Source organism: Ruegeria sp. YKSD179, assembly GCF_059612885.1.
The window spans coordinates 128,272-148,958 of the sequence record NZ_JBXWRL010000007.1 but is presented as its reverse complement, the minus strand read 5'-3'; the positions used below and the strand labels follow the sequence as shown (position 1 = coordinate 148,958).

Annotated in this window: 22 protein-coding genes and 1 tRNA gene; 13 read left to right on the top strand and 10 right to left on the bottom strand. The window is 51.7% G+C overall.

Going from position 1 to position 20,687, the window contains the following annotated elements; all coding sequences use genetic code 11:
- Positions 1–387 precede the first annotated feature (387 nt).
- Positions 388–621 (top strand): hypothetical protein, encoded by a 234-nt coding sequence (locus tag AC2FNE_RS06445; RefSeq protein WP_496804987.1) that lies wholly within the window; start codon positions 388–390, stop codon positions 619–621.
- A 675-nt stretch (positions 622–1,296) separates the two neighbouring features.
- On the opposite strand, the gene AC2FNE_RS06440 is transcribed toward AC2FNE_RS06445, so the two are convergent.
- The 4 genes from AC2FNE_RS06440 to AC2FNE_RS06425 are packed head-to-tail and all read right to left on the bottom strand — an operon-like array spanning position 1,297 to position 4,170.
- Complete coding sequence (locus AC2FNE_RS06440) at positions 1,297–2,514, bottom strand: FAD-binding domain-containing protein (RefSeq protein WP_254442439.1); 1,218 nt, start codon at positions 2,512–2,514, stop codon at positions 1,297–1,299.
- Positions 2,511–2,639 carry a DUF2256 domain-containing protein gene (locus AC2FNE_RS06435; protein WP_170476570.1) on the bottom strand — a complete coding sequence of 43 codons (129 nt, stop codon included), beginning with the start codon at positions 2,637–2,639 and terminating at the stop codon, positions 2,511–2,513. The genes AC2FNE_RS06440 and AC2FNE_RS06435 overlap by 4 nt, the downstream gene beginning before the upstream one ends.
- Positions 2,640–2,649: 10 nt before the next feature.
- Positions 2,650–2,904: a hypothetical protein gene (locus AC2FNE_RS06430; protein WP_496804986.1), complete on the bottom strand. Its 255-nt coding sequence runs from the start codon at positions 2,902–2,904 to the stop codon at positions 2,650–2,652.
- A 15-nt stretch (positions 2,905–2,919) separates the two neighbouring features.
- Complete coding sequence (locus tag AC2FNE_RS06425; RefSeq protein ID WP_496804985.1) at positions 2,920–4,170, bottom strand: FAD-binding domain-containing protein; 1,251 nt, start codon at positions 4,168–4,170, stop codon at positions 2,920–2,922.
- A 244-nt stretch (positions 4,171–4,414) separates the two neighbouring features.
- Between AC2FNE_RS06425 and AC2FNE_RS06420 the strand changes: the two genes are divergently transcribed.
- Positions 4,415–5,191, top strand: coding sequence for a methyltransferase domain-containing protein (locus AC2FNE_RS06420; protein WP_170610284.1), 777 nt, complete (start codon positions 4,415–4,417; stop codon positions 5,189–5,191).
- 45 nt (positions 5,192–5,236) lie between these two features.
- Here AC2FNE_RS06420 and AC2FNE_RS06415 read toward each other — a convergent pair whose 3' ends face one another.
- Positions 5,237–5,767 (bottom strand): DUF2441 domain-containing protein, encoded by a 531-nt coding sequence (locus AC2FNE_RS06415; RefSeq protein WP_496804984.1) that lies wholly within the window; start codon positions 5,765–5,767, stop codon positions 5,237–5,239.
- Between the two features lie 269 nt (positions 5,768–6,036).
- Here AC2FNE_RS06415 and AC2FNE_RS06410 point away from each other — a divergent pair, with 269 nt between their 5' ends.
- Positions 6,037–6,774, top strand: a complete 738-nt coding sequence (locus tag AC2FNE_RS06410; protein WP_496804983.1) for a competence protein CoiA — start codon at positions 6,037–6,039, stop codon at positions 6,772–6,774.
- A 49-nt stretch (positions 6,775–6,823) separates the two neighbouring features.
- Here AC2FNE_RS06410 and AC2FNE_RS06405 read toward each other — a convergent pair whose 3' ends face one another.
- Positions 6,824–8,158 (bottom strand): tyrosine-type recombinase/integrase, encoded by a 1,335-nt coding sequence (locus tag AC2FNE_RS06405; RefSeq protein WP_496804982.1) that lies wholly within the window; start codon positions 8,156–8,158, stop codon positions 6,824–6,826.
- A 100-nt stretch (positions 8,159–8,258) separates the two neighbouring features.
- Positions 8,259–8,345, bottom strand: a tRNA-Leu gene (locus AC2FNE_RS06400).
- Positions 8,346–8,485: 140 nt separating this feature from the next.
- On the opposite strand from AC2FNE_RS06400, the gene AC2FNE_RS06395 reads away from it, so the two are divergent.
- Positions 8,486–9,145 carry a DsbA family oxidoreductase gene (locus tag AC2FNE_RS06395; protein ID WP_496804981.1) on the top strand — a complete coding sequence of 220 codons (660 nt, stop codon included), beginning with the start codon at positions 8,486–8,488 and terminating at the stop codon, positions 9,143–9,145.
- A 39-nt stretch (positions 9,146–9,184) separates the two neighbouring features.
- On the top strand, positions 9,185–9,865 hold the full coding sequence (lipB, locus tag AC2FNE_RS06390; RefSeq protein WP_170603759.1) for a lipoyl(octanoyl) transferase LipB: 681 nt from the start codon (positions 9,185–9,187) through the stop codon (positions 9,863–9,865).
- Positions 9,866–10,239: 374 nt separating this feature from the next.
- Here lipB and AC2FNE_RS06385 read toward each other — a convergent pair whose 3' ends face one another.
- Positions 10,240–10,659: an HIT family protein gene (locus AC2FNE_RS06385; protein ID WP_170603761.1), complete on the bottom strand. Its 420-nt coding sequence runs from the start codon at positions 10,657–10,659 to the stop codon at positions 10,240–10,242.
- A 289-nt stretch (positions 10,660–10,948) separates the two neighbouring features.
- On the opposite strand from AC2FNE_RS06385, the gene ctaD reads away from it, so the two are divergent.
- The 3 genes from ctaD (at position 10,949) to AC2FNE_RS06370 (ending at position 13,883) form a co-directional block, all read left to right on the top strand.
- A complete protein-coding gene (ctaD, locus tag AC2FNE_RS06380; RefSeq protein ID WP_496804980.1) occupies positions 10,949–12,607 on the top strand; it encodes a cytochrome c oxidase subunit I in 1,659 nt (552 codons plus the stop codon).
- 143 nt (positions 12,608–12,750) lie between these two features.
- A complete protein-coding gene (locus tag AC2FNE_RS06375; RefSeq protein ID WP_170475698.1) occupies positions 12,751–13,350 on the top strand; it encodes a 2-hydroxychromene-2-carboxylate isomerase in 600 nt (199 codons plus the stop codon).
- A 44-nt stretch (positions 13,351–13,394) separates the two neighbouring features.
- Positions 13,395–13,883: a DUF2244 domain-containing protein gene (locus AC2FNE_RS06370; RefSeq protein WP_170603763.1), complete on the top strand. Its 489-nt coding sequence runs from the start codon at positions 13,395–13,397 to the stop codon at positions 13,881–13,883.
- On the opposite strand, the gene AC2FNE_RS06365 is transcribed toward AC2FNE_RS06370, so the two are convergent.
- A complete protein-coding gene (locus tag AC2FNE_RS06365; protein WP_170476571.1) occupies positions 13,880–14,371 on the bottom strand; it encodes a GatB/YqeY domain-containing protein in 492 nt (163 codons plus the stop codon). The genes AC2FNE_RS06370 and AC2FNE_RS06365 overlap by 4 nt on opposite strands.
- A gap of 183 nt (positions 14,372–14,554) precedes the next feature.
- Here AC2FNE_RS06365 and carA point away from each other — a divergent pair, with 183 nt between their 5' ends.
- Both carA and AC2FNE_RS06355 read left to right on the top strand, forming a co-directional pair.
- Positions 14,555–15,715 carry a glutamine-hydrolyzing carbamoyl-phosphate synthase small subunit gene (carA, locus tag AC2FNE_RS06360; protein ID WP_170603764.1) on the top strand — a complete coding sequence of 387 codons (1,161 nt, stop codon included), beginning with the start codon at positions 14,555–14,557 and terminating at the stop codon, positions 15,713–15,715.
- 88 nt (positions 15,716–15,803) lie between these two features.
- The gene (locus AC2FNE_RS06355; RefSeq protein ID WP_496804979.1) at positions 15,804–17,678 is read left to right on the top strand and encodes a glycosyltransferase; all 1,875 of its coding nucleotides are present in this window, start codon (positions 15,804–15,806) and stop codon (positions 17,676–17,678) included.
- Here AC2FNE_RS06355 and AC2FNE_RS06350 read toward each other — a convergent pair whose 3' ends face one another.
- On the bottom strand, positions 17,679–18,326 hold the full coding sequence (locus AC2FNE_RS06350; RefSeq protein ID WP_170475704.1) for a GntR family transcriptional regulator: 648 nt from the start codon (positions 18,324–18,326) through the stop codon (positions 17,679–17,681).
- 101 nt (positions 18,327–18,427) lie between these two features.
- Between AC2FNE_RS06350 and AC2FNE_RS06345 the strand changes: the two genes are divergently transcribed.
- The 3 genes from AC2FNE_RS06345 (at position 18,428) to AC2FNE_RS06335 (ending at position 20,679) form a co-directional block, all read left to right on the top strand.
- Entirely contained in the window at positions 18,428–19,072 is a 645-nt protein-coding gene (locus AC2FNE_RS06345) for a pyrimidine 5'-nucleotidase (RefSeq protein ID WP_496804978.1), read from the top strand.
- Positions 19,073–19,159: 87 nt separating this feature from the next.
- The gene (locus AC2FNE_RS06340; RefSeq protein WP_496804977.1) at positions 19,160–19,408 is read left to right on the top strand and encodes a hypothetical protein; all 249 of its coding nucleotides are present in this window, start codon (positions 19,160–19,162) and stop codon (positions 19,406–19,408) included.
- A gap of 74 nt (positions 19,409–19,482) precedes the next feature.
- A complete protein-coding gene (locus tag AC2FNE_RS06335; protein ID WP_496804976.1) occupies positions 19,483–20,679 on the top strand; it encodes a UbiH/UbiF family hydroxylase in 1,197 nt (398 codons plus the stop codon).
- Positions 20,680–20,687: the final 8 nt, after the last annotated feature.

The following is a 20,687-nucleotide window of genomic DNA, read 5'->3' as shown; positions in this document are numbered from 1 at the left end:
CTCCAAATCGCTCATGTCAGATCGCGCCAATTTCCCACTCCCGCCTGTTGTTTTGCGAAAGTGAATCACAAGCCTATGTGAATGAACAGAAATTTATGGGTGTGCTGCCTAGTTCGGGACATCTCCTGCTTCTGAAATTCAAAAGCCCATAAAAATTTCGCTTATGAGTTTTAAGCAGTGAACAAGTTCGCGCAATCTTTCTTTCAAATAAATGACTTAGGAACTCTGATCGCACCAAAACATAGAAAATCCCCTGACAAGTCGCTCGATCGGCGCAGCCGTTTGTTTAATCTGCAAACGACAACTCAACGCAGCTTAGCCGCCAAAATCAAGGTTAAATCTCGTTTTTGTGCTACTCTAAGCGCTGTTTCTTTGGGGGATATTTGAATGGCTAAGTTTGTTTCGATACTTATTTGGGGCGTCGTGATTATTGGTTGCGCCGTCGTTGGTATGAGCATGTTTCGTGTCACGTATTTTTCTGGTGCCGATCGAGTGTACTATGTCTCACAACAGTTTATCGCGAAAGTGACATCTGGTGACGTTATAGAACAAGGTTTTATTATTTTGGTTGTCGGAGTGGTGATTTGGCTTGTCATCTCAGCCACACAGAGATCGATATAGCTAGGTTTCTTTATAGAATAATACTGCAGTTTCCGGCATTTCACGCGTAATTTCTGTCCTTTATCATTCAGGCGACGATCGTCCGAACCAACGCCGCGACACCGATATTGCCATTCACCTAATCACTGTGAGCGATCGCATTGCCGACAAAGCCATCTAAAATATCTCAACCCCGCTGGTGGTAAATCATTCATAGAAAACGTGAAACCTTATTCGTCTGCCCTAACTTCACTGTGTCAGGTCAGAGGTTGCGATATGTTCAACGACGATGTTCTTGCAAAATGCCCCCGATGCGATTCTTCCGATACCGCGTTTACGAAAGAAGAGATCACATGCTGTGCGTGTGGCTTTGGTGAACAACTTGTTCTTGACGATCAGACACTTGAGGGGATGCAAAAGGACGTCGCAAACGCCTTGAACCAGGCAAAAACGCGAGACGTTTTGCAGACATGGAGCTTTGCCGGTTGATGACGCACCAGTCGATCAAGGCTGCTTGAGTTAAGTCCGTCAGGATACAGATCGATTACTTCTTCGCACAAACCTGAATTTACCAAACGCAAATGTCAGATTCCACATTCGTGATGGGATGATGGCGATCCTACAGTGCAATATTGTAAATTTCCGGAAGACCAAAAACCGGATGCTTCACGCGCGTTGAACGAATTGGTTCCAACGTCATCGGAGTGGGTACCCAAGACCGCCCAGAATTGTTGGGATTTTCCGCTTCAAACCAAAAAATCCCTTTGTCGCGTGTGGCCAAGCTAAGCTGTCATAGTTTCGGCGGATTTGGTGCAATTGCAGTCCGGCCTCCGCAAGCTTTGACTTGTACAGTTTCGCCGCGACTGGCCCAACCGGAGCAAATCCGGTGACAACGGTTTTCACACCGGCCGCTTCCGCCGCTGCGACGATCCGGTCTTGCCAGTTTGTTGCTTCAAGACTCGGACAGTCACAGGAATTCCAGATTGCGCCCGCCGCAAAGTTCTGGGCAGTCTTTCCTAGCGAAAGCGGTGAACGCTCGCAGGAAGCAACAAGCCCGATATCAGCGGCAGGTTCATGCGGCAACAATTCTGCAATTTGACAATCCTCTTCAGTCACAAGAAGCAAAAAATCTCCTTTTGGCATTGGGTCGGAAATAGAAAGCGCGACGCTAGGATGTTCTGCTTTTTCTGTTAGTGGTTCCGCATTTTCCGCCAACTGTCCGACAGGGTTAAACTTCCCCTCCGTAAACTTTGCGATGTTGTTGGCCCCAGCGAGATATGTTTTGCCCTTAGTGTGCAGACCAGCGACCCAACGCCAGCTAAGCGTGTTTGATGCCGGGTCGCCGTCCATCAAGTGACGCAAAAAGAAATCTGCGCCCAGTTCCCACGGCAAGCGCAAAGTAAAAATCCAAATCGAGGCGAACCACATACGTGAGTGGTTATGCAAATATCCGGTTTCAACTAATTCCCGCACCCAATGATCGAAACAATCAATGCCAGTTCGCCCCTGAGTCGCATCCCGGTATTCTTGGTTTTGAATTACGCTCTCAAGGGCACGATTTAAGTTGCTCAAATAAGCAGTCCAAACGCTAGGGTGTTGTTCAAGCCATCCTTTGAAATAGGTGCGCCAGAAGACTTCTTGGACAAATTTTTCCGCTTGGGAAAAAGAATGGTGTTTTTGCACTGCGTTAAGCACGTCTTGTTCGGTTATCAAGCGGTGCCGGATCCACGGCGAAAGAGCTGAGACATAGCCACGAAATTCCGGCCCAAAATCATAGTTTCGACGGGCGGCGTATTTACTGCCCGCCAACGGCGCAAAGCTTCTCAGACGTGCCAACCCAGCCTTTCGAGACGGCGTGAACTGCAAAAAACCAAAGTGACCGCTTTCTTCTTCTGACAACATTTTGGTGATCATCTTGAGCGCCTGCATCGTTCCGAGCAATAGCGGACGTCATTCCATACCTTGGCCCACTTCTTGCGCCACGAGAACGGGCGCCCACAGATCACGCAGTTCTTGAAGGGCAGATCAGATTTTTTCATCATGGCAACGTTACTCCTCGAATGGCAGGGTCATCTGAGCAGGCAGAACATTACCTTCGCTACGTTTTCGGTTTGCTGGTCTTGTTTTTCGACTGGCGTGTTTTGCGGCAATAGCCAAGGCTTCGGCTCGAAATGCCTGACCGCGCCTGACCGCCCATATCCGTTGTCGCGCTTCTTTCGCGGCAGATAAATGGTCCACGATTGGGTAAGGATAGGATTTGCCCAACAAATCGACCGCGTTTTCGGCCTTCCAAGGCTCGTGCAAAAACCTGTCTGGTATCTAGGCCAGTTCAGGCACCCATTTTCGCGTGAAAGTGCCGCTGGGGTCCTGATCGTAACCTTGCTTGACCGGGTTGTAGATTCGAACCGTATTTATACCAGTCGTACCCGATTGCATTTGCACCTGGCTCCAGTGAATGCCCGGTTCATAGTCCGTAAAGTACCGAGCGAGCTGCAATCCTGGTGCGCGCCAATCTAACCACAGATGATAGCTGGCAGTCGCCATAACCATGGAGCGCATCCGAAAATTCAGCCAACCCGATGCCCTGAGATATCTCATACATGCATCTAAAAACGGTAACCCGGTTTCACCATTGGTCCATGCCTCCAGCCTGGTTTGATCCGGCTCTGACGGTCGAATAGCATCATAGCCGCGATGAAGGTTTGCATATTCAATACTTGGTTCGGCTTCGAGCTTTTGAATGAAGTGACAATGCCAATGGAGGCGCCCATTGAATGACTTCAACGACCCTTGCCACTCAGTATTATTTTTTGACTGAGTGGTCCGGAGTTCGCGTTGTCGCGCCCAGTTTGCCTGGGTGACTTCGCGCATCGACAATGTTCCCCACGACAAATGAGGCGAAAGCCTGGAACAGGCGCTTTCTCCTTCAACTGGCGATGACATCGCGGTGCGATAAGTCTTAGCGCGGCGCGCGAGGAAGCTGTCGAGCAAACTCAAACCAGCTCGCCGCCCCCCCGTCTGGCGTAGTGGGCAAAAGTCAACCAAAATGCCCAAGTCTTTCGCAGTCGGAATGTTGCCGGGGTCGACTTCCACAGGTTTGAGACGCGGCGGCAGTCGGACCGGTTCCAACATCAGACTGTCCCAACGTTGTGACCAGCCGACGCGAGACTTTAAGCGTCGAAAAACACCATGGTTTTGGACTTCGTACCAAGGAACGCCGAAGATTCGGCACCAAGCAGCCACGCGCAGATCGCGTTGAAAGGTCCAATCGTTCCCAGTTTCTTCATGCGACCACAACGCGGTTATTCCGCGCCTCTTAAGAAGGTCATAAAGAACAGCGGTCACCTCACCAGTTCTAACCACCAACGGCTGACCTAAATTGCCCAAGTCAACGCGCAACTGTTGAAGTGTTTCCTCAACAAAGGCCCATTGCCGACTTGACATATCAGGCGCTTGCCAAAGCTCGGGTTCCGCCACGAATAACGGCAAAACATCCCCTCGAGCCGCAGCTTTGGAGAGAACCCGATTGTCATGAACTCTTAGATCGCGCTTGAACCAGACGACTTGCAAAATGTGACCTCAAATTTGGTACATATCGAAGTACGAACTAAGGCGATTTGCTTGGTTCTCAATTTTGAGGCTAACGAGAGCCATTGATCGTTTTGATGCGACTAAGAGTAAAGATTGCTTTGGGTGTTAGGTGGGCATCTGATTAAATCTGTAAAAGTTAATTTTCAGCCCAAGGCAGACACCCATGCCGATAAATGATAAGCGTTAGTCTAATGGTTTGAACAATTTATATTTTGTTGGTGGCATGCTCGAATTTGATGCGGAAACAACTCGGCTTTTGGATAGCGTTTATGAAGGTGCAGATGTCACGCGTCGGCGTCGAGGGTCTTTCGACGCACTAAGCCCTGCCCCTGGAGAGATCATTGCGGACATCGGATGTGGTAACGGCCTATTGACAGCCGAGCTTGCCCGAGCAGTTGGTCCAATGGGCCGGATCCTGGGCATTGATCCCAGTGACGCAATGCGGCAATCGGCCGAGAACAGATGTCGTGAGTATGACTGGGTTGAGATAACCGATGGCTGGGCCGGACAACTCCCCGTTGAAGACGCTTCGCTTGACAAAGCTGTTTCGGTTCAGGTTTTTGAATATTTGGACGATATCCCCGCAGCGGTTGCTGAGGCCTATCGCAGCCTCAAGCAGGGCGGTCGTCTTGTCGTGGGCGACATCCATTTTGGCAGCTTAGTCTGGTTCAGCCAATATCCCGAGAGGATGGCCCGGATGGTCAAGGCTTGGGACCAGCACTTTGTGGATAGAGAGGTTCCTGCTCATTTGCCCGCAATTTTTCGCGATGCTGGCTTAATATTAGAAAGCGTAACTCCTGTCACAATTTGCGACACCCAACTCCGGCCAGACGGATTGGCCAATATGATGATAATCCTGATGAAAAGGTTCGCTGAAGCCAATGGACTTGTCCCGGAACTAGAGGCGAAGGAATGGGCTGAAGAGCAGAGGTCTCTGGCAAAGCAAGGAAAATTTTTCTTTTCGGTAACGCATTTCGTTGTAAGCGGTCGCAAAGTTTAGCAACCAGCTTTGCTCATACGTTACCGGTGAGTGTCGAGGGTCCGATCAATGATGTATACCTTTCCGTATTGCGTGCGGCATAATGGCCCCATCGCAGCTTCCTACTAACGACGAATTCGCGGCTACCGCCAAAAGAGGTAACGATTGCGGCCAATACTGTTGAACTTCTTTGAGTGCTCGGGCTTTGAGATCGACCCCCCAAATGGTGACCCAGCCTTCGATAATCCGCTCCCAAATGGGTTGATCAGACGCCGCCTTCCCAGACCAGTATCCTACCGCCATCTCCTTCCACCCATCTACAAGGATGTTCTCGTCATCACGCATCATTGTAATCCACGTTGAATCGTGGCGAGAAGACTGGTCAGCTGAAACCCCAACATCTGTAAGGTAATCTGAATTGAAGTGACCAGACCATTCCTCGCTGTCCCAGGCTTGAGCAGCGCTATCAATATCGTCGAATAAGAATATTCCCGTTACCCTTGAAACAGCAGAGGGAAAGTACTTCCGCCTGTAATCCTCCAGACGGAATTCGGCTGTAGCTCTCGCTGCGTTTCCGTCCCGCAAAAGATCAGCCATCCAGAAACTCATTGCTCCAAGGCGTTCTGATTGGGGAAGGCATGAAGGTGAATAATAGTTAGAACGAACCGCATTCCATGCGGCCATTGGATTGTTTATATTTATGCAGGCAAAGCCTTCAAATTGCTCGGACATTTCTTTTTTTGACTACTAACTTGTGAAACTGATGCTTAAGGTCACTGGAAGAGCCTTCACTTCGCTGTTTTTGCATCGACTTGCAATCTCTTGTGCAAGCCTCGCCCACACTTTCTTGAACCGGACAAACACAGATGCTCACGGCAAATGTCAACGGAAACCGAAGCCGACCAATACCGGGCGCAATTGGTACCTGCCCTTTTTGTAATTCGGAGATGATACCGCGCTGCGGTGAAGTAAGAGTTCACCACTGGGCGCACAAAAACAAAGCAGAATGTGACCCATGGCGGGAGCCAGAAACAGACTGGCACCGAAACTGGAAAAACGAATTCCCGCTAAGATGGCAGGAGCGGATATTTAGAGACGACGCAACAGGCGAAAAACACATCGCTGATGTTTATACGCTTGCTGGCCTTACTGTAGAAATCCAGCATTCACATCTGGATCACGAAGAACGTCGTGCGAGAGAAGCGTTTTACAAGAACATGCTCTGGATCGTCGACGCCTCCCGACTTGACGGAAATCGAAAGAAGATTTCGGGTTGGCGGAGCGCTCTACTCCAAATTACCCAAGGTCAAGAAAAGACTGGTCTGTTCCTAACAAACAAGGCAGAGGAACTATTCCCCGCTGATTGGCTGAAAAGTCCTGCTCCTGTATGCTTCGATTACAAGGGCCCAAAATCTGACTTGTCATCCGCCCCTCAGCCACTGTTTTTGCTCTATCCGGGCGTTGTCCAAGGCGGTCGCCTTGTTGAGCCACTGACACGCGACGATTTATTGCGCTCCATTCTTTCGGAAAAGCTGAGTACTGGTTCGATAAGCAGGATTAGACAGAAGGTAGCTAGGTTACGCCTTCGCCAAAAACCGCGTTAGCCGAACAATTGATTAATACCCGCTTGTTCTTCTTGGTCCGGCCGCGACCCTAAAGCCCTGCCTTAACACCCCACCTAGCGAACTCTCTAAGCCGCGCCTCACGTCCACCATAGATATTCTCAGCAACAGACTGAGCAGAGTGGCCGAGATACCCGTGACGTACCTCTACAGGTGCCCCTGCATCCCTTAACTTATCGCTTGCCCGGTGGCGTAGTCCGTGGACCTTCATACGCTTGTTATCAGTGTTCTTTCTGACCGCCTTCATCAGCGCAGCGGACGCAGCCGTGGGGCCTCCGTCACGACCATAAGAGGGAAATAGAGGTTTGCTACCCTCCTGCCCTTCTAGGCGCTTCCTGAGGGATTCTCTGAGGCTACTTGAGGCAATCGGAACATAGCGGTCACTGTTACTGTTCTTGATGCCGTTGATTTCGTTGGGTGTGACTAGGATGGACGGGGTTTCACTTTTAAGGTCCACATCGCTTACGCGCAGACCACAGGCTTCACCCAGCCTCATACCCGTACCCTTAAGCACCCGCCACATATCCGGCAGGTCTTTGCTACGCCCCCCTTCAAGGGTCTCTTGAACAGCGTCCACAATGCCATCTGGCAATGGGACGTTCTTGTCTAAGGAACTGACTTGTTCCTTGGGCCAAGGGAGGCGTTCGAAATGGTTGCGATCAGACGGTATTTCCAACTCCCTGACGGCATGGTTGTAAGCCGCAGCGACAATAATGACTTCACGCTGACACGACTTTAGCGCGAGTGGCTGACCATTGGTTATCTTGAGGCGCAATAAGTGGTCCATGAAGCAACGCGCTGTTTGTCGGTCGATGCTTTCAATGGTCACGTCTTCCAGAGGCTTCTTCAGGGCATCCTTAAGGCGGCCAAACGTGCGGTCGATTCTGACCATAGCCTTTCGGTCATCAGAAAGTCCCTTGTCCCGAGCGTAGGTGTCCCGCATATCGGCCAGAGTTGGCTTTGGGGGTTCCGCGTTCGGGTTCAATACCGCAGCCACAACCTCGGGCGGTTCCCCTTGCTTCGCCAGACCTTCGGCGACGATACCTCTCGTCAAGCTGTCATCTTCGAGACCCTGGATTCCAGTCATGTAGTGTTCAGCCAAGCGTTGCGCGTCGATGAACTTCTGCGTTGGTGACCGAGTATCAACCAGTGGGTTCCGCCTAAGGGTATCTTCGACAATAGTGTCAAAGTTTCTCAGATGGAATTGGTACTCGCGTTGAAAAGCGGCCCCTTCACGCGCTTGTATGTGCTTTTGGTAAGCATCTTCGCCGCGAATTTCACGCACCCGTTTCGGCCACCGTCTACGGAAACGCCATTGGGTATCACTAATGCAGTCGATGTACTTGATCGTCATTCTAAGGGCCATTGTGTGCTGTCCGTGCGTGTTGTTTGCGTTATGCGACACACTCGGAAAATGCTGAATGCCCTTGTTTATAAGGCCGAAAACCAACTGTTCAAGCTGGTTCTGGTGCGGTCGAGAAGACTCGAACTTCCACGGGTGTTACCCCACAGCGACCTCAACGCTGCGCGTCTACCAATTCCGCCACGACCGCACTGCCAATGACTTGGTAGAGGCGCGTATAGACCCAGAGGCTCGGGATGTGAAGAGGCAAAAATCATAACGGTTTGAATTGATACGCATCAGTCATATCTATCGCGTTGGATATGTTTTGCATCAAATTCGGGGCATGGAATGTCGTCGTCAGAACCCACTTCAATCGTGCAAGTTGACATTGTTTCAGATGTAGTTTGCCCTTGGTGTATTGTGGGGTTTCTTCAGCTGAAGCAGGCTTTGAAAAATGAGAACGCCGTTGCACGCCTTAGATGGCATCCGTTCGAACTGAATCCCGCCTTGGGTGCCGAAGGACAGAATTTGCGTGACCATATCGCTGAAAAGTACGGTTCTACACCTGAGCAGAGCCAGCAAGCGCGCGACCGACTTACTGCATTGGGGGCAGAACTGGGGTTTGAATTTAACTTCACTGCCGACAGCCGGATTTACAATACGTTTGCCGCGCATCAGTTGCTGGATTGGGCGGAAACGCAAGGTAGGCAGCATCCACTTAAATTAGCGTTGTTCGAAGCCTACTTTACGCGGCAGTTAGATGTGTCGGCGGCCGAGGTTCTATTGGGTGCTGTCCAGATCGCCGGGCTGGATCCCGAGGCAGCACGTTCTGCTCTTGCTTCCGGCGGTCTCGCAAGTCGGGTGCGGGAAAAGCAACAGTTTTGGACAAGTCGGGGGATTTCAGGCGTGCCCACTATGGTTTTTGATGGAAAGTTCATTTTGAGCGGAGCACAAGGCACCGAAACTTATGGACAGGTTTTGCAAAGATGTCTGAACGAGGAGGCCTGACAGCTTCCCCCTTCGTCAAAGACGGTCTAAGGACGTGACATGGAATGGAAGACATCAGATGGTTTGACTGATTACGAAGCGGCGGTCTCTTTTATGGAGGCGCGTGTTGCCGCGATCGCCTCAGGTAAAGCCGACGAGTGTATTTGGTTGCTGGAACACCCAGCATTGTACACTGCTGGCACTTCGGCGCGGATAGAAGACCTGACAGATCCTGACCGTTTTCCTGTCCATTCCACCAAGCGCGGCGGACAATACACTTACCACGGTCCGGGGCAACGTGTGGTGTACGTAATGCTGGACGTATCCAAGCGTGGGCATGACGTTCGTCAATTCGTGAAGCAGCTTGAGAATTGGGTGATTGCCGCTCTGGCAGAATTTAATGTCAAAGGCGAGATCCGCGATGGGCGTGTGGGCGTCTGGGTACAGCGCAACGACAAGCCTTTGTCACCATCTGGTCATCAGGCCGAAGACAAGGTTGCGGCAATTGGCATCCGTCTTCGAAAGTGGGTGAGCTTCCACGGAATCTCGATCAACGTGGAACCGGATTTGAGCCATTTTTCGGGAATCGTACCATGTGGGATACAGGATCACGGGGTGACGTCACTGGTTGATCTGGGATTGCCTGTTACAATGGCTGATTTGGATGTCGCCTTGAAGAAGACCTTTGAAGAAGTTTTCGGCGATCCGACATGTCACTCAACACCACCTGAAACTGACTAACGAATCGCGAAGTAGTGAGCATTTCGCCGACAATCCGATACCTCGCGTCGTTCTGTTTCCAAATTCTAGTCGAATTTCGCCCAGTTTTGCTAAATTCTATCGAAATTCGAGGGTTTCATTATTTCCCCAAGTACAAAGTAAATTGAACCACGTAGTATGTAATGACTGTTAACGAGTGAGTGGTGTCTTAATAAGTGATCTCGGGTAAGCCCGTGAAAATTGACATATTTTTTGTTTATGAGTCTGCCGTTCCGACCCCATGTCGGAACGGCAATTCTCTATTTAAGGCATGCGATTAGACGAAGCGCATCGATATAAAACTGAACCCCAGAACAAATGACGCGGGTGACGGTTTAACCATCAAAGGACGAATTCTAATCCAAAGCCGCCCTGATTTTTTCCGCGTGTCCTGCAATTGCGTCAGCATCGCCCATGTTGCCAGGTGGCCGAACCGGTACGCCGTCATGACGTGGCAGCACATGAAAATGCAGGTGAAAGACCTCCTGCCCACCAGCCGCTTCGTTAAATTGTTGAATGGTGACGCCGTCAGCGTCAAAAGCGGACTTAGTGGCCTGCGCCAGTTTCTGTACCGTCGAAATCACCGCCGCCAACTGTTCCGGCGACGCGTCCAGTATGTTGCGGCATGGGGATTTGGGGATCACCAGCAGATGTCCGTCCGTTCTGGGCATAATATCCATGAAAGCAAGCGTATCGGCATCTTCATACACCCGAGTTGATGGGATTTCGTCTCGCAAAATCTTGGCAAAGATATTCTCGGGGTCGTATGTAGTCATAGTCTGTCTCCGGTCATGAGCTGTTCCAAACTTCTGCGGTTCTGTCCGCCGCCGGTCAAGGTTCATTTTGAACGTTTCAAATATCCCTTGAAGTTTCGCAAATGACGCCCAAATCGGTAACGCCGCAGCCAATTAATGCGCGTGGCGGGGACTGCCCCGCGACAATTATTCTTGATTCATATCAAACTCGACCATTGAAGGTCGCCCCCTCGCAATCTAAAACCAGCAGGAATCCCGCGCGTTGGAGAGGTCCGACTGCGCGGTGTAGTTGCAACAGGAGGCACCTATAATGGCAGACGCAGCCATTCATGGTCACGACCATGAAGACCAGCGCAGCTTTTTCCAGCGCTGGTTCATGTCGACCAACCATAAGGACATCGGTATACTTTACCTGATCTTCTCGGCGATCGCCGGGTTTATCTCGGTCGCGATGACCATCTACATGCGGCTTGAACTGATGCACCCCGGTGTTCAGTACATGTGCCTTGAAGGTTTTATGGCCGACCCATGTACCCCTAACGGGCATCTTTGGAATGTGATGATCACATATCACGGCGTCCTGATGATGTTCTTCGTGGTAATCCCTGCTCTGTTCGGCGGATTCGGCAACTATTTCATGCCGCTGCAAATTGGCGCGCCAGATATGGCGTTCCCCCGGATGAACAACTTGTCTTTGTGGCTATATGTTGCTGGCACCTCACTGGGCGTCGTGTCCCTGCTGGCTCCGGGTGGTAACGATCAGACTGGTTCGGGAGTTGGCTGGGTCCTGTATCCGCCGCTCTCGACAACCGAAGGCGGCATGTCCATGGACCTTGCGATCTTTGCTGTGCACGTGTCGGGCGCCTCCTCGATCCTTGGTGCAATCAATATGATCACAACTTTCCTGAACATGCGTGCTCCGGGTATGACCCTGTTCAAAGTCCCGCTGTTCAGTTGGTCGATCTTCGTTACTTCTTGGCTGATTCTTCTGTCGCTGCCAGTCTTGGCAGGTGCGATCACCATGTTGCTGATGGACCGAAACTTTGGGTTCACCTTCTTCGACCCTGCGGGAGGCGGCGACCCTATCCTTTATCAACACATCTTGTGGTTCTTTGGACACCCGGAAGTTTACATCGTAGTCCTGCCCGGGTTCGGAATAATCAGCCACGTGATCGCCACGTTCTCTCGCAAGCCTATATTCGGTTATCTGCCCATGGTGTGGGCCATCATAGCAATTGGAGCTCTGGGCTTTGTTGTTTGGGCACACCACATGTACACCGTAGGCATGTCACTGCGTCAGCAGGCTTACTTCATGTTGGCAACAATGGTCATAGCGGTGCCGACGGGTGTCAAAGTGTTCTCGTGGATCGCGACCATGTGGGGCGGTTCTATTGAATTCAAGACACCAATGCTTTTCGCATTCGGCTTTCTGTTTTTGTTCACCGTTGGTGGCGTTACCGGAGTTGTTCTTTCGCAAGCCGGCGTGGATCGCGCGTACCACGATACCTACTATGTGGTTGCGCACTTCCATTACGTGATGTCATTGGGCGCTGTGTTTGCAATCTTTGCCGGAGTTTACTTCTACTTTGGCAAGATGACCGGCCGCCAATACTCTGAGTTTTGGGGCAAGGTTCACTTTTGGATGTTCTTCATAGGCGCTAATTTGACGTTCTTCCCACAACACTTCCTGGGCCGTCAGGGTATGCCAAGACGCTACATCGACTATCCCGAAGCCTTCGCTCAGTGGAACTATGTGTCATCGATTGGCGCGTTCATCTCCTTCGCTTCATTCCTGTTGTTCTTTGGTATCGTTTTCTATGCGTTGTTCCGCGGTGCTCGTATCACCCAAAACAACTATTGGAACGAGTATGCGGATACGCTGGAATGGACCTTGCCCTCACCGCCGCCCGAACACACGTTCGAGCAGCTTCCAAAGCAAGAGGACTGGGACAAGGGCCACGCGCACTAACCCAACTTAACACGCGAAAATTAACCCCGTCACAATTGGCGGGGTTTTTTCGTTTTGTGGTCCAGTTTAGCTGCACGTCGCCAGATGAGCAAAAATAGTATATTCTGGAATTTGAAACTTTTCCGGCAAACCGGAGGTTCCAGATGCCAGAAATTGACTTTTGGTTCTCAATCGGCAGCACGTACAGCTTCCTAACTGTCATGCGATTGGATGATTGGTGCGATCAACATGACGCAACAGTACGTTGGCGCCCATTCAATGTCAGAACCGTGATGTCAGCGCAGCAGAACATCCCATTTGCAGGAAAACCTGTGAAATCCGCATATATGTGGCGCGACATTGAACGGCGAGCAGCCAAGTACCATATTCACGCGAAGTTGCCGGCACCCTACCCTATATCCGATCTGGCACTCGCTAATCAGGTTGCTCTGTTGGGCATGGGTGAAGGTTGGGGCAAAAATTTTGTTCAATCACTTTATCGCATTTGGTTTGACGAGGGTATCGAGGCCGGTAGTGAATCTGCTCTATCCGAAGCCTTGCAACGCTGTCAGCAGGAACCTCGTGTCATTCTTGCCCGAGCCCGTAGTGAAGACGCCATTCAAGCGTTGGAAGCAGAAACCGAAAATGCGATTAGCCTTGGCGTGTTTGGCGCGCCTAGCTTTGTGGTACGTGGGGAAGTTTTCTGGGGCGATGATCGACTGGATGATGCTCTTTCCTGGGTTCGGGTGGGTCACGTAACTTGAATTTCCCGCTTCGACTTTTTAGCGGCCTACTCTAGTTTTCGAATATGCCTTACCAATGGAAAGATAACACTGATGGAGCACAGGAACTGCGTCTTTGGGCGCACAACTCGTTGCCCCCACGCGGGGCGATGGGCGTTGTTTTGGCCGTGTTTGTATTTGGCTTGATCCCATTGTTTGCAGTACTTGGATCAGTACTGCTGTGGGGTCTATTGCCTTTTATGTTAGTAACTGTGCTGGGTCTCTGGTTAGCGTTTGAAATGAACTACAAATCACGCGACGTAACCGAAATACTCACTCTGAGCGACACTCAGGCGCACTTAGTGCATCACAGTCCGCGAAAGGGTGATCTGGAATGGTCGTGCAACCGTTACTGGACACGGCCTGAAATGCACGCGCATGGCGGGCCTGTTCCAAACTATATCACTCTGACGGGCGAAGGCAGACAAGTCGAAATTGGCTCTTTTCTATCGGAGGAAGAGCGTGTGGCCTTATACGAAGATTTGGTACAAAAATTACGTGCGCCGGCGGCCTAACAGCCGTCGGCACCGTTCGATGCAGCACAAAGATGGTCCTTAACCATCGGCCCCACCTTTCCAAAGTCCATTTGACCCGTGTAGCGCGTTTTCAGTTCACCCATAACTTTGCCCATGTCACGGATTGACCCGGCACCTGTCGCTGTAATCGCAGTATGAATAGCATTCGCGACCTCATCTGCGTCCAATTGTTTCGGCAAAAATTCTTCGATGACGTCGACTTCGCGCATTTCCCGCTCAGCCAAATCAAGCCGTCCGCCTTCTTCGTAGGCACGCGCGCTTTCTTTGCGCTGTTTGGTCATTTTCCCAAGTATTTCAAGGACCTCGGCGTCGCCGCATCCCTTGGCCTCTTCGTTGTCGATACCCCGGGTAGCGATGTCTCGATCCTTGATCGCAGCATTTATAAGGCGCAACGTCGATAGACGCTCGGCCTGCTTTTCTTTCATCGCTTGCTTCAGGGCGGAGTTCACCCTTGATCGCATATCCATTTCTTCTGTCCATCCCCATGGCAAAGGAACCCTGACCATATCGAAACAAAAAGCGTGATTCAACAGTGAGTATATATGTCTAACTCATTGATTTTCAACAACTGCACAATTTTTGAACAGGCTTGACCTAGCGGCTCAACCCCCTTAGTTATGCGCCGATTTACCCTGCAGGAGACTCGCGCCATGGCACAAAACGCCCAGTCCAAGCCCACTGCATGCCTGGCTTTGGCCGACGGAACATTGTTTTATGGCGCAGGCTTTGGCGCGACAGGACAGACTGAAGCAGAGTTATGCTTTAACACAGCGATGACAGGCTATCAGGAGATCATGACCGATCCCTCTTATGCCGGGCAGATAGTTACATTTACATTTCCCCACATCGGCAACGTGGGCGTGAATCCGGACGATGATGAAACAGGAGATCCAGTCGCGGCAGGAATGGTTGTCAAATGGGACCCCACCGAACCATCAAACTGGCGTGCGACCGAAGAACTCAAATCATGGCTTGAACGGCGAGGCCGAATTGCAATCGGTGGCGTAGACACACGCCGCCTGACCCGCGCCATACGCCAACAAGGTGCGCCGCATGTAGCATTGGCCCACGACCCCAATGGCAATTTCGATATCGAAGCACTTATAAGAGCTGCACGAAATTTCGTCGGCTTGGAAGGCATGGACTTGGCCAAGGATGTCACATGCGCCCAAAGCTATCGCTGGGACGAGATGCGTTGGGCATGGCCTGACGGCTATTCGCGTCAGGAAGATCCTATACATAAAGTTGTCGCTTTGGACTTTGGAGCCAAACGGAACATCCTACGATGCCTCGCCTCTGCCGGCTGTGACGTGACAGTTTTACCTGCCACCGCTACGGCCGAAGAAGTGCTGGCGCATGACCCGGACGGCCTATTTTTGTCGAATGGTCCAGGTGATCCGGCCGCGACAGGCGAATACGCGGTCCCGATGATCAAGGAAGTTCTTGAAAAGACCGATCTGCCCGTTTTTGGCATTTGCTTGGGGCACCAGATGCTTGCTTTGGCTCTGGGCGGTCAAACGGTTAAAATGAATCACGGCCATCATGGTGCCAATCACCCAGTAAAAGATCTGGAAACTGGCAAAGTAGAAATCACTTCCATGAATCATGGATTTGCAGTGGATGCACAATCGTTGCCGGACGGTGTAATCGAAACCCATCGGTCGTTGTTTGACGGATCAAACTGCGGCATCCGCGTAACCGACCGGCCGGTCTATTCCGTCCAGTACCATCCCGAGGCATCGCCCGGTCCACAAGACAGTTTTTACTTGTTCGAACGATTTACGGCTGCAATGGCCGAGCGAAAAGCTTGAGGCTCTCCAGTTTTTATTAAAATTAATATTAAATTAACGTTACTTAAGTGAATCTGCCGAAAATTGCTTTCGGTAGGGTCCTCACATCGTGGAACTAAATCTTCAACGCTTTGCATCCGCTGGGCCGGTTTCTAGTTCGCAAGCCAGAAAACCATTGGGAGCATACCTGTTAGACCGCGGTGTAATCACACAATCTCGACTTTTAAGTGCTCTGAAAATGCAATCCCGGCAGAGAGCCCATTTAGGGGAAATTTTGGTCGGCGAGGGATGGGCCAGTCGTAAGGACGTTCTGACTGCTTTGTCTGATCAAAGTGGATGGCAAATCGCGGATCTGGAAAGCTCTCCTCCGTCAGCCGAGCTTTGCATGCTTAAACCGGTTGAATTCTGGATAAAGCATAACGTGGTTCCATGGCTACGCATGGGGCCTCTGCTATTAGTGGCCACAGCCACGCCTGATGATTTTGCGTTGGTAGAGGACGGATTGAAAGACTGTGGTCTGAAAGTGGCCCCAGTGCTGGCCGGCCCGGAACAGATTGATGCTGCTATAGCTGCATCCTGTGCAAACCAACTTGCGCAAACCGCTGAAAGCCGCGTCGAACCATCGAAGAGCTGCCGAAATTTTCGGACGGGATCTCGGCTGAGGGCTATATTTGTGACATCTGCCTTTGGCGGCATTTTTGTCACCGCGCCAAATACAGGGTTGATGGTCGTTTTTTGGGCGGCCACGATGACTTTGGCTCTTTTCCTTCTGTTCAGGGTGTTCGGAACCGTGACTACGGTTCTAGAGCAAAGAGTTGACCGTTTGATTGAACCAGAGCTTCCTATCCTTCTTCCGAAAATTTCGATTATGGTGCCTCTATACCAAGAACGCGAAATTGCTGATGTCCTGATCTCCAGGTTGCGACGATTGACCTATCCCAAAGCTTTGTTGGACGTTGTTCTAGTCCTCGAAGAACACGATGAAGTTACACACGCCGCGTTGAAACGGGTAGAATTGCCTAGCTGGGTCCGTGCAATAATCGTTCCTGAATTGGGCAACCTGACAACCAAACCTCGGGCGATGAACTACGCTTTGGATTTCTGTCGGGGCGAAATCGTCGGGGTATGGGATGCCGAAGACGCGCCAATGCCCGATCAGCTGGAAACTGTAGTTAGAAAATTTGCGCAGGTTTCTGATGATGTCGTTTGCTTGCAAGGCGTACTGGACTATTACAACCCGCGAACCAACTGGCGCTCTCGGTGCTTTACGATTGAATATAGCGGTTGGTTCCGCGTAATCCTGCCTGGAATAGCGCGTATGGGATTAGTTGTTCCGCTTGGTGGGACCACGTTTTTCTTTCGTCGCGAAAAGCTATTGGAACTTGGCGGCTGGGACGCGCACAATGTAACTGAAGATGCTGATTTGGGTGTGCGGTTGTGCCGAGCCGGGTATCGAACCGAAGTCGTAAATACGGTCACGTTTGAAGAGGCAAACTTTCGCGCCTGGCCGTGGGTTAAACAACGCTCGAGGTGGCTCAAGGGCTTTATGGTCACCTATTTGGTGCACATGCGCGCGCCGATGCAATTGCTTAGGGAACTCGGGCTGCCACGTTTTCTTGGGGTTCAGGCTTTCTTTCTTGGGACGCTGGGGCAATTTCTTCTGGCACCGGTCCTGTGGTTGTTCTGGTTGGCCACGTTGGGTTTGCCGCATCCTTTTCAAAATGTGATCTCCACCAACATTATGGCGGGATGCATGTTCCTGTTCATTGCGGCAGAAGCCGTCAACATTCTGGTTGGAGCTCTCGGTGTTGTTGCCGGAAACAGACGGTTTTTGATCCCGTGGGTTCCGACAATGGCGTTGTATTTCCCCCTGGGCGTACTGGCGGCTTACAAAGCCTTGTGGGAATTGGCAGTTGACCCGTTCTTTTGGGACAAGACCCAGCATGGACAAGCCGAAGAAGAGGTATCTGCGCTCGAACGATAGTTATTTTTCACGTTGGACGGCTTCTTGTTTTAGACGTGTCATGAACGCAACCGAAATATGGTCCTTCAACGCCAGCGCGGCACCTTCTTCGTCCCGCATCGCAATCGCATCGACAATTGCTTTGTGTTCACTTTGCGCAATTTCCCCTCGCCCTTGAACTGCTAAAGAAGTCGTCGCCATCAAAGCCATCGTTCGGTGCACCAAATCCAACTGCTGAACCAGATAGCGGTTGTGCGAGGCGAGATGTATCTGCTCATGAAATCGTCGGTTCGCGCGGGAAAGCGCTGTGGGGTCATCGACCAAAGCGTCGTCGGCCGCAACCATGTCCTGCAGAAGCTTGATTTCTTCGGTAGTTGCATGACGCGCCGCCAGACTTGCCGCCAGCCCCTCCAACTCGCGCCGGACAACGTATAGTTCGGCCATCTGATTGTGATCCAAAGATGCCACTATAAGCGATCGCCCATCCCTCTCCAAAAGCGATTGCGTTTCAAGCCGTTGCAATGCCTCGCGGATCGGTGTGCGGGAAACGCCGAACCGTTCGGCCAACTCGCTTTCCACCAGACGATCGCCTGGTTTATAGATACCGACATCAATGGCTTCGAGTATCAGGCTGTAGGCGTCAGTATTGGACTGCTTGGACTGGGGCATAGGGCCATCTTTCTCTTCGTTCGGACATGTCTATCCGCCCCGGCGGTCAGCAATCAAGAGCGACCATTGAAAACCTTGACTGGTCGGCCTAAACCCGTCCTATGGTTAAACCTGCCTTTTCTCATGTTACCCAATGGGTGTTCGATCTGGACAACACCTTGTATCCGCCGCATATGCGCCTGTTCGACCAGATCGAGGTATTGATGACGGATTATGTCGTTAGTGCAATCGGCGTTAACCGGGCCGAGGCAGACAGGTTACGGTCGAAGTATTGGCGCCAATACGGAACAACACTTGCGGGGCTAATGGCCGAACACGATCTGGACCCAGACCCATATCTACACGCAGTACATCAGGTGGACATGAGTCATATGGAACCTGACCCCCACTTAGCTGAGAACATTCGCGCCTTGCCGGGACGGCGCGTAGTGTACACTAATGGATCCGCTCCTTATGCCGAGCGTGTTCTTTCGGCGCGCGGTTTGGATGGACTATTCGATGCGATATATGGCGTCGAGCATGCTGAATATCGCCCGAAACCAGAACGAGCGGCTTTTGAGTCGATATTCGAGAAAGACGGGATATCGGCTGACAAAGCCGCGATGTTCGAAGATGATCCCCGTAATTTGGCTGCCCCATACGAGATGGGTATGCGCACTGTTCATGTCGCGCCAGACCCGCACGAAGCGGATCACATCCACCACTACACTGACGACTTAACTGCGTTTCTTGGCCATCTGCGATAGGCTGACGCAGTGCGACGATCTGCACATCCAACCGACGTTAAACCCACCCCATATGTGTTTAATAGAACAGCACAATCGGAGAATTTCATGAGCACCATCGAAGTACCCATCCGCATGCCTTTATGGCAGCGCGTGCTGTTTGCGATTCCTTTGTTTGGCTGGATGGCCAAAGACCTTGCACACGGAGATCCTGAGGACCTCGGTTACACCGCAGCAGCCATTATTGCCATGTGGGGGTGTTCTGCGATGATCTATGGCCTACCGGGCTTGTATCTGCCAGCGTTAGCGATGGTACCGCTGATGTTCCTGCTGCTTATCTTGGTGTCACGCGGTTAATCAGAGGGACAGGATGTCGCTTGGCGAATACTTAACAACGACCCTAAGGTTTGCTCAGCACGGAGAGCCAAGCCATGACAGATAGCTGTGACATCCTAATTTCCGGAGGGGGTATCGCCGGCTTGACAGCCGCTGCCGTATTTGGCTCGGCGGGCTTTGATGTGATTTGTGTCGACCCTGCCCCGCCTGTAACCGAGCGCGATGCAAATGGCTCGGACCTGCGAACAACTGCTTTTCTTCAACCAGCTCGCAGCTTGTTAGACCAGTGTGGTGTTTGGCAGCGTATTGAAGGCGATGCTGCCCCGCTTAAAGTTATGCGCATAGTTGACGCCGGCGGAGAGCTGCCAGAACCCCGCGTCGTACGCGACTTCGACGCATCTGACATATCCGATCAACCCTTCGGATGGAACTTACCGAACTGGCTGATGCGACGTGAACTATTGGCCCGCCTTGCGGAACTGCCTAGTGTAGATTTTCGCCCCGGTACTGGCACGGTCAACTTGTTCACACGAACAACCGAGGCACGCGTCGGGCTAAGCGATGGCAATCGTGTTCGCTGCAAGTTGATTATAGCAGCTGATGGTCGCGGGTCGCCGATGCGCGAGGCTGCAGGGATTCCCGTACACACAATCCGTTATGGTCAAAAGGCATTGGCCTTCTCGGTTACGCATCCCATCGCGCATGAAAATGTATCCACAGAAATTCACCGCTCAGGCGGGCCATTCACGCTTGTACCATTACCCGACTGGCGGGGCACCCCCTCGTCTGCTGTTGTCTGGATGGAGCGCGGGCCGCGCGCGGTCGAGTTGCTGAACGCTGAAACCGAAGCTTTTGAATCAGAGATGACAGAACGCTCGTGCGGCTTGTTTGGGCAGCTTAAGTTATCGTCACGCCGCACGATCTGGCCAATAATCAGCCAGTCGGCCGAACAGCTTTCCGGTGAAAGAATCGCTCTCATGGCTGAGGCGGCCCATGTGGTGCCGCCCATTGGCGCACAGGGTTTGAATATGTCGTTGGGCGATTTACGCTGCCTGCTGGAGCTTGCACAGTCTCGCCCCGAAGAATTGGGCGACGCTACTATGCTGGATGCGTATCATAAGGCCCGACATGCCGATATTGCCTTAAGGGTTAAAGGAATAGACTTGCTGAACCGTGCCTCGATGATCGAAGCGCGTCCTCTCCGCGACGCCCGGGCCATGGGATTGAACGCACTTTATTCTTTGCCTCCTGTCCGTAGGACGTTGATGCAGATGGGCCTTGGTATTCGCTAAGGCACAGA